Source organism: Enteractinococcus helveticum, from assembly GCF_020742345.1.
Taxonomy (GTDB): Bacteria; Actinomycetota; Actinomycetes; order Actinomycetales; family Micrococcaceae; genus Yaniella; species Yaniella helvetica_A.
This window is the reverse complement of record NZ_DYXC01000072.1, coordinates 107342-122406: the sequence shown is the minus strand read 5'-3', so window position 1 is coordinate 122406 and position 15065 is coordinate 107342. Positions and strand designations below refer to the sequence as shown.

The window sequence follows — 15065 nt, the reverse complement described above, 5'->3', positions numbered from 1 at the left end:
CTGGAAAGAGGAAATAAGCATGTCTACCGCACTTCATGAGCAATCCGTTCCTGAAGAATCAGGTCACACTCCAAGCGCCGTCCCGAGCCCGTCACACTTACGACCCGTACCACAACAGCAGTTGCACATCGCGCCCGTCTCAGGCCTGTTGGCCACGGATGTTCGGCAGGTGGCTCGGTTAGGCGAGGCGCCTATGGATCCGGTGGACGAGTATGAGCCATCAAAGTTCTTGAAACCTAAGAAACTCACGAACGTATTTCCCCTTCGCAAAACACCTTCGTCCCAGACGACGGACCGACGATATCGTCAGCAATTGGCTTCCATCAAAAAGATGACTCAGACCATTGGGGCAGCGTTTATTGAAGCCGAATTGGGAATCCGTCCCTATATGCAGCTGAGCTCATGGATGGAACTGGAACTCTTTCAAAAAGTCCGGGGGCGGCTCGAACACAGCATCAATGAAAAGTATTTGGCCACCCGACGTGGCGACGAGGGATCAAAGAAAGTACCTTCGATTGAAACCCTTGGGGTACGTGCCTCGCCAAAAGCCAATGGAGAATGGGAAGCATCGATAACTATTCGCGTAGGCCAGCGTGCTCGAGCGATCGCGATGCGCTTACAATTACACCGCGACCGCTGGAGGGTTATCGCTTTTGAAGCCGGTTAGGCCTCCCGACGAGCCTTCTTTGCGGCTTTACGAGCTTCGCGCTCTTCTGCCTTTCGCTCTGCACGTGACTTCTGCGCGGTCTTGACCCGTTGACCATCAGCTGCGCGGGTCTGCGTAGTGGCCGTACCTGGCGTTGACGCAGAGGGTCCGGAGTATTGGAGTGGTTGCTGGCGTTGAGCACCAACATTGGCAATCTGGGAGAAATCAGCAGCAACACCGGGCATGTTCGAGCCGATTTTTACTTCAGGTTTGCGAACCTTCAGATGGAAGAGTTTATAAACAGTTTCTTCGCGAATAGCCTGCATCATGGCCTGGAACATGGTGTGACCTTCGCGCTGGTATTCCACGAGAGGATCCCGCTGTGCCATAGCACGTAGTCCCACACCTTCACGGAGATAGTCCATCTCGTAGAGATGCTCTTGCCACTTCTGGCCAATAGTTTCAAGCAGTACCCGACGTTCTAAGTCGCGTAAGAGTTCTTCACCAAGTTCTTCTTCACGAATGCCGTAGAGTACCTTCGCGTCCGAGACCAGTTCGCGTTTTATATCGGCTGGTTTGATCGATGATAGCGATCCCAGTTCGGATTCGATGTCTTCTTGGGTCAGCGATACCGGGTAGAGTCCTTTGAGATTCTGCCAAAGTCGGTCGCCATCAACTTCTTCATTGCTGTCTACAAGATATGCTTCGTCAACAATGTCAGAGATGGAACTTTCAATGAATTCGTAGACGCGGGATTCTAAGTCTTCGCCTTCAAGAATTTGGCGCCGGTCGTTATAAATTGCTTCGCGTTGGGAGTTCATGACCTGGTCGTATTTCAACAGGTCCTTGCGTTGCTGGGTGTTGCGTTCTTCAACGGTTGCCTGGGCACGCTCAATTGCCTTCGTTACCATTTTGGCTTCCAGCGGCATATCGTCAGGATAGTTACTCATACTCATGACGCGTTGGGCCATGCCGGCGTTAAAGAGTCGTAGGAGGTCATCGGTCATCGACAGGTAAAACCGTGATTCGCCTGGGTCACCCTGGCGACCAGAACGACCACGAAGCTGGTTATCAATACGACGCGATTCGTGACGTTCCGTACCCAGCACGTATAGTCCACCGGCTGCTCGTACGGCTTCTCGTTCTTCTTCACTATCTGCCTGGGCTTTGGCGAAGACTTCATCCCAAACGGTTTCATATTCTTCAGCATGTTCCACAGGGTCCAGACCCCGGCGGTTCATTTCAGCAACAGCCGTGAACTCAGCGTTACCACCCAAGATGATGTCCGTACCGCGACCAGCCATGTTCGTAGCCACAGTCACAGCACCTAGTCGGCCTGCTTGGGCAATAATCGCAGCCTCACGGGCATAGTTCTTCGCGTTGAGAACCTCGTGACGGATGCCTGCTTTGGCCAACAGTTTCGACACATACTCGGATTTTTCAACCGAGGTGGTACCAATCAAAATCGGCTGTTTGGTTTTGTGACGTTCAACGACGTCGTTCACAACGGCATCAAACTTGGCTTTTTCATGTTTGAAGACGAGGTCTTGTTGATCGATTCGCTGTACCTCACGGTGGGTTGGAATTGGTACAACACCCAGCTCGTAGGTCGACATGAATTCGCCGGCTTCCGTTTCAGCCGTACCGGTCATACCCGAGAGTTTTTTGTACTTACGGAAATAGTTCTGCAACGTGACGGAAGCCAGAGTCTGGTTTTCTGCCTGAACTTTAACTTTTTCCTTGGCCTCAATGGCCTGGTGCAGGCCATCTGAGAGACGTCGTCCGGGCAACATACGCCCGGTATGTTCATCAACAATCCGGACTTCGCCGTCAATAATTTCATATTCGCGACCGCGTAGGAAAAGTTCCTTTGCACGAATCGCGTTATTGAGATGACCAATCAGTGGCGTATTGGCCGACTCATAAAGATTGTCGATGCCCAACCAGTCTTCAACTTTGTCGATGCCGTGTTCCAAAACCGACACGGTGCGCTTCTTTTCGTCGATTTCGTAGTCCACATCGAGCTTCAGACGCGGAGCCAGCGCAGCAAATTGCGAGTACCACCCGGATACGTCGCCCTGCGCAGGACCAGAGATAATCAGCGGGGTACGGGCCTCGTCAATGAGGATCGAGTCGATCTCGTCCACGATCGCAAAGCCATGGCCACGTTGAACCATATCGGTCATATTCATGACCATATTGTCGCGAAGGTAGTCGAAACCAAATTCATTATTGGTCCCATAGGTGATGTCGGCGTCGTACTGCGCTTTACGTTCCGACGGTGACTGACCGGAAGAAATGACGCCCGTTGACATGCCCAGGAATCGGAAAATACGCCCCATCAGTTCGGATTGATATTCGGCCAGATAGTCATTGACCGTCACAATGTGTACGGGGTCCCCAGACAAGGCATTCAAATAGGCCGGTGCAGTAGCTACCAGTGTTTTACCTTCACCAGTCTTCATTTCGGCTATCAAGCCTTCGTGCAGTGCTGCACCACCCATGAGCTGAACATCGAAGTGACGTAACCCGATCGTCCGAGAAGCGGCTTCGCGTACTGTTGCGAAGGCTTCTGGTAGTAACGTATCGAGGGTGACACCGTCGGCTATCTGGGCTTTGAACGAGTCTGTTTCGGCACGCAATTCGGCGTCACTGAGTGCTTTGAAGTCCTCTTCCACAGCGTTGACAGCGTCCGCATAATGGCGCAAGCGTTTGAGGATCCGTTTCTCACCGGTTCGCAGAATCCGTTCAATAAATGATGCCACGTGTCTTGTACTCCCGAAATCTTATTCTCTAGCGGGGCTACCGCATACTCTTGACAGTCTACGTTGCCCAGCTTTGTGGATACCAAATCCACATGCCTCTGGCATACATGATGCCCCACCGAAAACAGTGGGGCATCATTTTTAGCATTCAGCTTTAGGCTTCTGCTTGGCGATATTCGCGTGTGGTTTCTGATTCTTCATTGCCCATGGCAATGACACCATAAGACCAACCACGACGACGGTACGCTACCGATGGCAGTCCTGTTTCTTCATCAATAAACAGGTAGAAGTCGTGTCCGACCAGCTCCATGTTGTCGATGGCATCATCCAGATTCATCTTTTGGGTCGGAAAGACCTTGCGCCGGATGGTTACTGGAATGTCGCCGTTTTGCTCTAAACGTTCTTGTGCTGCTTGTTCTTTTGCTTCTGCAGCCTGCTGTTCCAAGACTTCTTCAACCAGGGAAACGTCTGATGGAACAGGGGAAAAGTTTTGGGTGATTTCTTGAACCGACGGACGACGGCGACCGCCTTTGGCACGTTCGCGTAGTCGACGCAGTCGCTCCTGCAGACGGGCAAACGCGTGGTCAAAGGCGATTTGTTTGTCGTTGTCGTTGGCTTCCGAACGAACCACGTTGCGTGGTGAGTGCAGGGTAAGCTCTGCAGTCACCAACCCGGAAGCTCCGGTGTGTGATTCACGAGAAACGAGCTTGACCTCCAAACGCTGAGCTTGTTCGGTCAATGACGAGATCTTGTCGAACTTTTCTTCGACGTACGAGCGAAAATCATCGGTTAGATCTGTGTCGCGGGCCAGGTAATTGATGTCAAGTGCCATCAAATCCTCCTCGTGTACTTAGAGCAATAAAGTCAGCGGCGAAACAACAAGCGTTTAACAACTGCTCCGCCGCCGAGGTTGGTTCACATTATGTTACCCGTTGGAATCCTTCACGATAAGTTTTGGTCTCTGGATTCCTTGAAAATTTGGGAAATTCTGCCTACCGCTAAGGGACCTATTGCTTAGCCGCGGGGCATCACCGCAGAGAAAACCACTGCTGCAACGACATCAAATCCGTGTGCCTGCAGCGTTCGAGCACTCGCGGCCAGTGTGGCCCCCGTCGTGAGGACATCATCGATCAGAATCACCGGTTCTGCTGGTTCCGCATGGCGTGTAGCAACACGAAATTTCTTGCGAGATTGCTCTCTGCGACTTTGAATACCCGTCCCGTGATGTGCCGCTCGATTCAGCAGGTGCCAGCGGGTTTTCAAGACCCCGGCATCGAGGTTTAATGTGGGCGGGAGCTGACGAGGCAGCATTGTGAGTACCGGGTTATATCCACGTTTTCTCATGCTGGCTCCCGATGCAGGAATCGGCACGAGCCGATAATAGGAATAGCCCAACATATCACTGGCGTACTGCAGTGTTCGATAGACGATAGGGCGCAGAAATCCGGCAATCTTGATGTGCTGGTGGTCTTTGAATTTCAGCAGCACCTTGGCCATCTCTGGCGTGTAAAATGATGCTGCAAACACCGGTAGCGGCTGTCCAGTTATCAAATCCAAAGGCAGCGCATCGGCGAAATCCTGAGCTTGGAAAATTTGTTTCGCCTGTTCTTTCAACAATTTTGCACACGCTTCACATAACTGATGCAGCACCGCATCGGACCACACGCACAACGAGCACGGATTGGGCGCCACCAGATTCAACATGCCCCGCCAGGCCGTGCCCACCATATTTGCTGCCGACGACGTCGCAACCCTATCCAACACATCCAAGATTCTGGTCATGCTGCCAGTATGACGAATTCAGGCGCTGTGGTGCTCGTGCTGGGGCGACAGTGTGGATAACTACCCTGGATACGACAGTTGTGTGGGAGCGTCGGACTGGACTCGCCAGTTATTACCAACACGCAGATAAACGTTGTCTTGCGTTTCTGCGTAGATGTTACCGGCACCCGTTGAGAAGTTGGTCATGCCCAGCATGGGTTTGAAATTGATTGATGTGCCGCTGAACCCAACTAATTCCAGCTCCACGCGTTCTCGTTCAGAAAGTCGACCGGCCAGGACTTCAGCATTTGAATACCATTCCACCGCGTTGGGGGGTTCATCGGTTTGCAACCGAAACGTATTGCCCAGGGCTTGGGGCTGAGAGTCGTCATCGCGGATGAGTCCTGTGACAAACAGTTGAGACGGGCCTTCGTCGAGCTGGACGACGACGGCCGCGCGGGCACCTTCCGGTGAAATACGTAAAGCCAAGATGTCAATATCGCGTCCAGCCCACGGGTGCATGATCTCCAAAACTTGGCCCGTGCGATTGGTATTTGCTGCGACAATAGTATTGTTATTGGTCACGGTATAGACCCAGCCGTGCACGTCCATAGTGGGAGCGATCAGGTCGGTACCCGTGGCAACTTCGAAAGCTTCACTTGTATCATTTGCTACATACATCGTGTCGCGATCAGCATTAAGAAATGCCACCACGTTTCGGTCGCGATTGATCGTTGGTTCAATCGGTTCCAGATTCGCCACGTTGGGGAAACCAGGCAGCTCTGACATGCTGCTGGCCTCATAGCTCACCAATTGGCTGGTTTCTGGGTGGATCCCGACCTGTGAATTTCCGGTGGTCACCGACGTCTCGGCGGGGACAAAGCCCTGGGGAGGTTCATCAAATTCTAGACTAGAACGTTCCCGGGTCATATTGACTTCCGAGATGCCGGGATATCGTTGCAGGGTCAGCTCCAGCTGTTGATACATTCGGTGTCGAGCCAGTTCAGACATGCCCCGCAGTGTTTCATCGGTGAAATCTACCTGGGCGATCCCGCTAGACACCGGCACAGTGTCGCGATACAGTTCCGCGCCGGCTGGGAATGCGGTGACGACGGCGCCTTCCAGGTAATCTGCCGGCCCGCCAAGAAGTGCCGTGACAAGCGTTGACGTTTGATCCTCGGTGTTGAGCATCCAGCGGACGTCTGGGACGGCGTACGTGTACGTCGGATCGTAGAAGTACAAGGTTTGGGTATTGAACAGCGCGCGGAATTGTGCAGCATCGAGATTTATCCCGTCTGGCAGTTGATCAATGCGCCACTGCCCATCGACTTGGGTTAACGAGAATTCGTGATTTCGTGTGCTTCCATCATCGGCAAGTTCCAACACTCCGGCGTCGTCCAGGGAACCCATGGTGACCAATTCAACGGTGTATTCAGTATCGCTGGTGGCATCCACGATTGGGCGGCCGGTATAGATCGTGGTCTGAGCGTATGGATCCCACTGCTGAGCCGCGGATTCGGTCAGGAACTGGCGGGCGGTGGAAAAATCGCCCTGGATTCCAGTTGCCGCCAGGATAAACCCATTGATGATCGACGTTGGGGTGGCGTCATCGGCTGGGCCTGCGGGGTTAAACGTGTAGGCGACGTCTCGGTTAATATCGGCTTGTTGGTCGGATTCGCCAACTTGGCCCGACTGCGGCAGACTGGCACAGGCAGCCAACGCGACAGCAGCAGCCCCGGTTACCAGCAGTCTATACAACCGCTTGAGCCTCATGGCAGCTCTTTTCGAGGGTGGTAGAGATGCTGTTCGGTGACACGATTGAATACGGTCGAGTCTTGTGGTTGGCTATCAGGAACATCGATGTCGCGCGCTGACATGCGCTTGGCCCGGTCGTATTCGGGTGGCAGGCTCAGTGGCGGCTCACCGGAAACAACCGTGCCGGAAATACGTGGCAGGGTGACACGGAATGCGGAGCCTTGTTCAAGGCGTGCCCAGACGTCGATGGTGCCATTGTGCAGGCGGGTATCTTCGACAGCAATAGCCAGGCCAAGCCCGGAACCGCCGGTTGTCCGGGTGCGGGCTGGATCAGCGCGCCAGAAACGGTCGAAAACGTGTTCGAGTTGTTCTTCAGTCATGCCCATGCCGTGGTCTCGCACAACAATGGACACGGAGGTGTCGTCGCCTTCCAGGATGACATCTACCGGCTTGGATTCGCCGTGCTCGATCGCATTATTCACCAGGTTCCGCAGGATGCGCTCGATACGGCGAGAGTCGACGTCGGCGGTAAAGTTTTCGCCTTTGGCCACGATCGACACCTGCGTGTTGGTCTTATCGGCCAACGGTTGAGCGGTCAGCACGACGTCGGCAGCGAGGTGCAATAAGTCGGTCTTTTCAACGGAAACCTGGGCAGCACCGGCGTCAAAGCGTGAGATCTCTAATAGGTCTTCTAATAGTGCCTGGAATCGTTCAACCTGGTGATGCATCAATTCGGTGGAACGTCGCAACACCGGGTCAAGCTCATTGCGGGACTCATAGAGGACTTCCGATGCCATGGCCACGGTGGTCAACGGGGTGCGTAATTCGTGGGAGACGTCCGATACGAAACGCTGCTGAATTTGTGATAGGTCAGCCAACTGGGTGATCTGGTCCTGAATATTGTCGGCCATTTTATTAAACGACTCGGACAGGGAACCGATCTCATCGGTGCGTTGAACATCCATCCGCACCGAAAGGTCGCCGGAAGATAACCATTCAGCCGTCTGAGCGGCCTGTTGAATGGGTTTACTAACCGAGCGAGTCACCCACAGTGCAACCCCAATATTCATGAAAACCAAGACGACGCCGGCCACCAGCAGCACATTCATCAGATAGTCGATCGTGGTTTGGACGTCAGCTAAATCGTAAATGAAATACAGCGCATAGTAGTTGCCTGGCGGCAGCACGACTTGGGTGCCAAAGGCTAAACCGGGTTGGGTCGATCCTGCATCGGGCAGGGCAATGGACTGGTAGTAGATACCGTTACCGGATGCGACTTGGTCGGCCAGTTCATCGGTGATCAGTTGTTCAGTCGCTCCCCCGGAGCTCATCGAGCCGACATACATGCTGTCGTCTTCTTCTAAGGGGACCAGCAAAAAGTCACGAGCAAAGGCGGTGTCGTCGGTGGTCAGCTGGCGCAGGGTGTCGGCAACCAGTGAGGTCGTGGAATCTTCATCTGCCGTGGCAGCATTTTCAAACACTTGCCGGGTTTGTTGCAGCGCGTGGTTGGCTTCAGCCTGCACCTGATTAAAGCGAGATTGAAAGAGGCCCGAAGTAATCTGTTGGGTCAAAAAGAACGCCAAGAACAGCGATCCGATAATCGTTGCTGCTGCGGCAATGACCGCGGTACGCAGCGCCATCGAGGAGTCCCATTCCCGTATGAAGCGTCGTCGGGTCCGGTCGAGCATCCCGAAAGACCGTTTGAACCAGCTTTGTCGCGGTTGTTCTTGTGGTTCCTCGGTAGGGGTAGCGGCGTCTGTGGACATAAGCTAGCCGGCTTTGTATCCAACCCCGCGTACGGTGAGAATCACTTCGGGTTTATCGGGGTCTTTTTCAACTTTGGCGCGCAGTCGCTGCACGTGCACGTTGACTAAACGGGCATCGCCTTGATGACGATAGCCCCAAATTTCTTCAAGCAGCTCTTCACGGGTCAGCACCTGCCCCGGACGTCGTGCTAGCTCCACCAATAGGTCAAATTCCAGCGGGGTCAAGTTAAGGTTGACACCGTCGCGTGTGACTTCATGACCGGCAACATCGATCGATAGATCTGCGATCTGTAAGGTTTCGGAGTCTTTTGTGTCGGTTTCGCGAAGTCGCGCGCGTACGCGTGCCACCAGTTCAGCGGGTTTAAACGGTTTGGGCACATAGTCATCGGCCCCGGCTTCGAGACCACGCACGACGTCGGCGGTTTCAGACTTGGCAGTCAGCATGACGACGGGCGTGTCAGATTCTTTGCGAAGTTCACGCAAAATTTCGATGCCGTCCTTACCGGGAAGCATCAGATCTAACAACACCAAATCGGGACGAACGCTGCGATACATGTCATTTGCCTGGGCTCCGTCGTAACAAAAATAGGTTTCAAACCCATCATTACTCAGTACAATCCCGATCATTTCGGCTAACGCTTCGTCGTCGTCAACCACTAGAATTTTGGTCTTCAACCGGCTTCCTTCCCGCGCTACTGGCATATCAATTACCCGTCTAAAGCATACCGGACAAGATCCTAGAAGCTGCTTTATATTGGGGATTCCCCCAATCGCGTCAAAAATGATCGCCGTTGTCGATCAAGCGTGGTTAGAATCTGTTGTAGTAACCGGTTGACGATTACTGTACCTGCACGCCTGGTTTATCCGACACTACGAGGAGCCCATGTCTTATCACGGCCCAACCCCACCACCCAACGAAGAACCGGGCGCTCACCAGCCGGGATCCTACGGTTGGAACCCTCAGAGCAATACCCCATATGGGGGTGCAACACAGCCGGCGCAGTATTCACCATATGGGTCCCCTTCGCCCTATGCTGCAGTCGCCCAACCGGGTACTATGCCACTGCGCCCACTAACTTTAGGTGATTACTTCTCGGGACTTTTTGCCACGATTCGCAAATCGCCGGGCCTATTTTTCGGTGCAGCATTAATCTTTGGTTCGATTGCGGCCGTCATCACGGCAACCGGCGAGTTCTTCTTGCTCCGGTCATTCGGGGCGACAATGGCTGATCCGTTTGCCACCGCTGACCAGCTATTCACCGCAGCAGGCAGCATTGGATTCTTTGGTTCCATCTTGCTGTCACAACTCGTCCTGGTGGTTGGTCAAACCTTTAACTGGGGTATGTATTCCATCATGATGGGTCGCGGTGCGATCAACATGAAGACCTCCCTGAGTCAGGGTTTTCGGCTCTTGCGCGGCCAATGGGGCAAACTTGTGGGCCTACTGGCGCTGATGGTGGTGGCCGTGATCGTCATCTACCTGGTGATCGCACTGCTACTAGTATTGGTTGCCGCCGCGGTTTTTGCCGGCGGGGAACCTGAAAGCGGCGGAGCGATCGCTGCGGCAATTTTTGGATTCCTTTTGGCGTTAGTTATTCCAGGGATCGCAGCAGCATTCTTTGCCGTCCGCTGGCATCTGGTCATACCGGCCATGGTGATCGAAGATATCGGTATTTTCGCAGCGCTTCGTCGCTCCTGGGGGCTTACGCGCGGCTATTTCTGGCGTACGTTGGGCATAGTATTGCTTTTTGGTGTCATCTTGGGCATCGTATCTGCCGTGATCACCGGTCCGTTGTCTTTCTTGGGCAGCTTCGTGTTGATGTCGGCTGGAACCGAGGGACAACTGCACACCTCGATGCTGATCACCAACCTGATCATTACTGCGGTCAGCTCGCTGGTCGGGTTCATCGTCACCAATATGGGCTTGTTGATCTCGATCATGTTCTACTACGATTACCGCTTCCGCAAAGAAGGCCTGGGCATCCATTTCCAACAGTTGGTCGCTCAGCGCGCCAATGGTTCCGTTGCCGATCGTTTCGATACATCCGGCCAACAGGACTCCACGTCCAACGACGAAACCGACGACCTGATCCCCGGTCGGTTCGCCCCAGCCGCAGCCACCCATCCACCACAGACGAATCCTTATGGCCAGCCTCCACAGCAACCCGGCGGCGGTTATCCGCCAACGCCATACCCGCCATATTCTGGCCCAACCGGCCCGGCTGACCCATCCGGTCCGCCACAAACGCCGCCCAACCCACCGGGGCCGCGTGTATGACGTCCATCCCCTGGACACCCGATGACGACGACGCTCGACGGCTACTGAATGATCGCATCGATTCCTATGAGGTCGACCCGGCTGCGATGAGCTGGTGGGAACGTGTGCTGCAATGGCTCAACGACGCCCTGCTGCTCAACGTCGATGCCTCAGGAGCCGGTAGCGTCATCATTCAGGTATTCCTGGTGCTCGCCGTCGTCATCCTGGTGATTTTATTGATCCGATTTTTCCGACCATCCGTCTCCAGCGTTACCCAGGCTGAAGCCCAGCTGGTTGACCCCAGTATTTCTGCGGCCCAGTATCTTGATCAGGCCCGCCAACTGCTGGCCAGCCAAAAACTGGATCAAGCCTATTTGCAAGCGTACCGAGCAATGGTGCGCTCGGCTGCGGTACGCGAGCTCGTTGAGGTCACCCCGGCAACCACCGCGACCGTGTTTGGCTGGTCGCTGGGCAGTGTATTGCCTTCCCACCGCATCCCGATTCATGAGGCCTCGGAGCAGTTCAACGAAATCAGTTACGGCGGTGGGGTCCCAACTCGTGAGGCCACGAGCGCCATGATCAACCTCGCCCAGACCATCGCCGTCGCCCAACCAACCGCAACACACCCGCACGACAACCCGGCCAGGTTGATGCCTCGATGACCAAATCTCGCCGTAAGACGGGGCTTATGCTGCTCATCGCGCTGATCGTTGCCATCTGGTTAGCCGTCATGGTCTGGATCTCCATGCAACCTGCCCGCACCGAAGGCAGCCTCGGCATCGACGATCAGACCAACGACGGCGCCGCAGCGCTGACCAGCGTACTCAGCGACCATGGCATTGCCGTGCACCCCGCCCAGTCCATAACCCAGTTGCGCTCGGAACTGCAACGCCATCCCGATGCCACGGTCCTGTTTCACGATAAGTACCAGGCCATGGCCACCGCCTCCTACGAGCGCCTCAGCGAATTAGCCGAACTGGTTCCCGCGGATCAGCGGGTGTTTGCAGGAGTCACCGCTACCCAACAGCTAGACCTCATCGATGGTGTCTATGAGACCCGCACCGTGGATTTTATTGACAACCTGGCAGCAGACCAAAGCTGTCGTCTGCCCTCAGCCCAGGAGGCCGGGTCCGTGGGTGCTATTCGGCAGGGTGTGGTCATCAATGACGACGCCCACGGTTGTTTCGCGATTGTCGATGAATCCACCGGCCAGACGGATCCAGCCTACGCATTTGCCAAAAGCCCCCAGGGCTCGATTATTTTTGCCGACTGGCGCATGCTGTCCAACGCCGGCCTGTATGACAACGGCACCGCAACATTAGCGTTGTGGTCGCTGGGACAATCCGACACCGTGATCTGGTTTCAACCCGACTTCCAATTCGACCCGGACACCGACGGCAAGCTCTCGCCTGTCCAGTTGCCCGACTGGGCCCGGATGGGTATCGTCTGGGCGGTCATCGTCACAGGTATTTGGTTGTTTTACCGTGGGCGACGCACCGGTCCCGTCATTGTTGAGCCGCTGCCGGCAGAAGTCCCCGCCGCCGAAACCACGGTGGGCCGCGGGCGGATGTACGCCAAAACTCACCAGCGATACCATGCCCTGGCCACACTCCAACAGGCATCACTTGACCGACTGGCTCGGCTCCTGCGCCTAGGCGCCCAGGCCTCCTCCGATGCGATCCTGAATGAAACCGCAATGCAGTTGAACGCCTCCCGGACCGAGCTGCAACAGCTCTACACCCCGCCCACCGGCAAGCTGAGCACACAGCAACTCGTCGCCTGGGCCAACCAGCTACAAGACCTTGAACACCAGGTGCGCGACCGCGTCAGCGCACCAACAAAGGAGTCCTCGTGAACACCACCGCCCGTCCCGCATTCAACGACGTCCGGACTGAAGTCGCCAAAGCCGTCGTCGGGCAAGACCACGCCGTCACCTCACTGTTAATCGGGTTGCTTGCCGAAGGTCACGTCCTATTAGAAGGCGTACCCGGTGTGGCCAAGACCCTGCTTGTGCGCAGCCTGTCCCAGGCCATGGACCTGAACAACTCGCGTGTGCAATTTACCCCGGACTTGATGCCCGGTGATGTGACCGGATCATTAATTTATGACTCTGCTACCGCCGAGTTTCGCTTCCACGAAGGTCCGGTTTTTACCAATCTCATGTTGGCCGATGAGATCAACCGCACCCCACCGAAAACTCAGGCCGCACTGTTGGAGGCCATGGAGGAACATCAGGTCTCTGTGGATGGTACGACTTATCCGTTGCCCGAACCCTTTATGGTCATTGCCACCCAGAACCCAATCGAGTACGAGGGCACCTATCCGCTGCCTGAGGCCCAGCTGGATCGGTTCATGCTCAAGGTCAAACTCGATCTCCCCTCGCCCGAAGAAGAACTACAGATTCTGCATCGACACGCCACCGGTTTCCGTCCCACGGATCTGGTCGAGGCTGGTTTGAAAGCTGTCGCTGACGCCGACACGATCGCGGCTGCTCGCGCTGAAATCGCCCAGGTCAAGACCTCCCCCGAGGTGTTGCGATATATTGTTGAGCTGATCCATGCGACTCGAAATTCGCCCTCTTTCCAAATGGGGGTGTCACCACGTGGCTCCACCGCGCTAATGAAGACCGCAAAGGCATGGGCCTGGCTGGTTGGTCGGGATTTTATTACCCCCGACGACGTTCAAGCACTCCTGTTGCCTTGCTTGCGCCACCGTGTGTCGCTGCGACCAGAAGCCGAGATGGACGGGGTTAGTATCGACCAGGTCTTGACCGGTCTGATCGCTACTGTGTCGGTGCCACGTTAATGTTTATTTCTTTCCGTTGTGTTCTGCTCGCCCTGGCCGGGTTTGTTCCGATGATTCTGTGGCCCAGCTGGGCCACGATCTTTGCGCTGCTGGGCGTATGTGTGCTCGTGTTGGGCATCGACCTGTGGCTGGCTGCCTCCCCGCGGGCGGTCACGATCCGACGCAGCGTCAATACGCCAGTCAGATTGGAGGAGCCAAGAGAGGTGTGGGTTGAAATAACCAGTCGCGCAGCTCGTGTCATGCGTGGACTGGTACGCGACGGATGGCAGCCGTCTGCCCACGATACCCAACCGGAACATCGGCTCCATCTTGATCCTCATGCTACGCAACGTTTCACGACAGTACTGACTCCGAATCGACGCGGCACCGTGCGCACACGCAAGCTGACGATTCGCACCTATGGTCCGCTTGGTCTTGGCGGTCGGCAGCATACGCATCACCATGAGGGTGAAGTCACCGTCGTTCCGCCGTTCCGGTCGCGTCGGCACTTACCGTCTCGCATCCAACAGTTGCGTGAGATTGAGGGGCGATCTGCCGTTCACCGTCCGGGTGCCGGGCATGAGTTCGATTCATTGCGTGAGTATGTGCGTGGTGACGACGTGCGCACTATTGACTGGCGGGCTTCTGCTCGGTCGGACGGTTTGATTGTCCGCACTTATCGTCCTGAACGCGATCGTCGGGTCGTTGTGGTTTTGGACTCTTCGCGGGCCTCTGCTGCTCGTGTTGGTGATGAAACCCGTTTCGATGCAGGTATTGAGGCAGCCTTGTTCATTTCTGCTTTGGCTAATGCTGGGGGCGATCGAGTAGATCTCTTGACGATGGACCAGTCCATTCGCGCTCGGTCTTCGTCAGAGGAAAAGGGTTACCTGCTGCATCGCATGGCTACGGCGCTTGCCAAAGTGTTTCCTCGCTTGCTGGCAGCAGATTGGACGATTCTTCCGCCTGAAGTTTCCAAGATCACGCGCCAACGGGCGTTGGTTGTGTTAGTTACCCCGTTGGATTCGGCTGCAATCGAAGAGGGCCTCATCCCAGTCTTACCGGTACTTACGCGTCGTCATGTGGTGCTCATTGCCGCAGTGGCTGATCCAGAACTTGAAGATATGGCAACTCAGCGCACCACTTCTGATGAGGTGTATATTGCTGCAAGTGCTGAAGCTCAGAAGCTGCGGAATCGGAAAATGATTCAGTTGTTGAATCGATATGGTGCCGAGGTGATCGAAGCCCAACCTGCTGATCTACCTTTGGCCGTAGGAGACGCTTACTTACGGTTGAAAGCTGCTGGCCGATTATAGAAAATCCATACCGCCGGA

At 55.2% G+C, this 15065-nt stretch carries 12 protein-coding genes; 6 read left to right on the top strand and 6 right to left on the bottom strand.

The features are described from left to right. Positions 1 to 19 precede the first annotated feature (19 nt). Positions 20 to 667, top strand: coding sequence for an Rv3235 family protein (locus tag K8V32_RS06425; protein ID WP_303904627.1), 648 nt, complete (start codon positions 20 to 22; stop codon positions 665 to 667). Here the strand turns inward: K8V32_RS06425 and secA are convergent. The 6 genes from secA to mtrA all read right to left on the bottom strand — a co-directional run bounded on the left by secA (position 664) and on the right by mtrA (position 9368). Then, a complete protein-coding gene (gene secA, locus K8V32_RS06420) occupies positions 664 to 3411 on the bottom strand; it encodes a preprotein translocase subunit SecA (protein WP_303904625.1) in 2748 nt (915 codons plus the stop codon). The two genes, K8V32_RS06425 and secA, sit on opposite strands and share 4 nt — an antisense overlap. 154 nt (positions 3412 to 3565) lie before the next feature. Further along, a complete protein-coding gene (gene hpf / locus K8V32_RS06415) occupies positions 3566 to 4243 on the bottom strand; it encodes a ribosome hibernation-promoting factor, HPF/YfiA family (protein WP_303904622.1) in 678 nt (225 codons plus the stop codon). Between the two features lie 182 nt (positions 4244 to 4425). After that, on the bottom strand, positions 4426 to 5193 hold the full coding sequence (locus tag K8V32_RS06410) for a ComF family protein (protein WP_303904619.1): 768 nt from the start codon (positions 5191 to 5193) through the stop codon (positions 4426 to 4428). A gap of 60 nt (positions 5194 to 5253) precedes the next feature. Then, positions 5254 to 6945: an LpqB family beta-propeller domain-containing protein gene (locus tag K8V32_RS06405; protein ID WP_303904616.1), complete on the bottom strand. Its 1692-nt coding sequence runs from the start codon at positions 6943 to 6945 to the stop codon at positions 5254 to 5256. After that, positions 6942 to 8693, bottom strand: a complete 1752-nt coding sequence (gene mtrB, locus K8V32_RS06400; protein ID WP_303904613.1) for an MtrAB system histidine kinase MtrB — start codon at positions 8691 to 8693, stop codon at positions 6942 to 6944. The genes K8V32_RS06405 and mtrB overlap by 4 nt, the downstream gene beginning before the upstream one ends. A gap of 3 nt (positions 8694 to 8696) precedes the next feature. Beyond that, positions 8697 to 9368: an MtrAB system response regulator MtrA gene (gene mtrA, locus K8V32_RS06395; protein ID WP_043058563.1), complete on the bottom strand. Its 672-nt coding sequence runs from the start codon at positions 9366 to 9368 to the stop codon at positions 8697 to 8699. A 208-nt stretch (positions 9369 to 9576) separates the two neighbouring features. Here mtrA and K8V32_RS06390 point away from each other — a divergent pair, with 208 nt between their 5' ends. From K8V32_RS06390 to K8V32_RS06370, 5 genes are read left to right on the top strand one after another with little or no spacing between them, the layout of a single operon-like run. Next, on the top strand, positions 9577 to 10971 hold the full coding sequence (locus K8V32_RS06390; RefSeq protein ID WP_303904605.1) for a DUF7847 domain-containing protein: 1395 nt from the start codon (positions 9577 to 9579) through the stop codon (positions 10969 to 10971). Continuing rightward, on the top strand, positions 10968 to 11612 hold the full coding sequence (locus K8V32_RS06385) for a DUF4129 domain-containing protein (RefSeq protein WP_303904602.1): 645 nt from the start codon (positions 10968 to 10970) through the stop codon (positions 11610 to 11612). Before K8V32_RS06390 ends, K8V32_RS06385 begins: the two co-directional genes overlap by 4 nt. Next, positions 11609 to 12805, top strand: a complete 1197-nt coding sequence (locus K8V32_RS06380) for a hypothetical protein (RefSeq protein ID WP_303904599.1) — start codon at positions 11609 to 11611, stop codon at positions 12803 to 12805. The genes K8V32_RS06385 and K8V32_RS06380 overlap by 4 nt, the downstream gene beginning before the upstream one ends. Next, on the top strand, positions 12802 to 13755 hold the full coding sequence (locus tag K8V32_RS06375) for an AAA family ATPase (protein WP_303904595.1): 954 nt from the start codon (positions 12802 to 12804) through the stop codon (positions 13753 to 13755). Before K8V32_RS06380 ends, K8V32_RS06375 begins: the two co-directional genes overlap by 4 nt. Then, complete coding sequence (locus K8V32_RS06370) at positions 13755 to 15047, top strand: DUF58 domain-containing protein (RefSeq protein ID WP_303904592.1); 1293 nt, start codon at positions 13755 to 13757, stop codon at positions 15045 to 15047. The genes K8V32_RS06375 and K8V32_RS06370 overlap by 1 nt, the downstream gene beginning before the upstream one ends. Positions 15048 to 15065 lie beyond the last annotated feature (18 nt).

Coding starts and splice junctions, on each gene's coding strand:
- K8V32_RS06425 (WP_303904627.1), top strand. CDS start 20: ATGTCTACCGCACTTCATGAGCAATCCGTTCCTGAAGAATCAGGTCAC.
- hpf (WP_303904622.1), bottom strand. CDS start 4,243: ATGGCACTTGACATCAATTACCTGGCCCGCGACACAGATCTAACCGAT.
- K8V32_RS06410 (WP_303904619.1), bottom strand. CDS start 5,193: ATGACCAGAATCTTGGATGTGTTGGATAGGGTTGCGACGTCGTCGGCA.
- K8V32_RS06405 (WP_303904616.1), bottom strand. CDS start 6,945: ATGAGGCTCAAGCGGTTGTATAGACTGCTGGTAACCGGGGCTGCTGCT.
- mtrB (WP_303904613.1), bottom strand. CDS start 8,693: ATGTCCACAGACGCCGCTACCCCTACCGAGGAACCACAAGAACAACCG.
- K8V32_RS06390 (WP_303904605.1), top strand. CDS start 9,577: ATGTCTTATCACGGCCCAACCCCACCACCCAACGAAGAACCGGGCGCT.
- K8V32_RS06385 (WP_303904602.1), top strand. CDS start 10,968: ATGACGTCCATCCCCTGGACACCCGATGACGACGACGCTCGACGGCTA.
- K8V32_RS06380 (WP_303904599.1), top strand. CDS start 11,609: ATGACCAAATCTCGCCGTAAGACGGGGCTTATGCTGCTCATCGCGCTG.
- K8V32_RS06370 (WP_303904592.1), top strand. CDS start 13,755: ATGTTTATTTCTTTCCGTTGTGTTCTGCTCGCCCTGGCCGGGTTTGTT.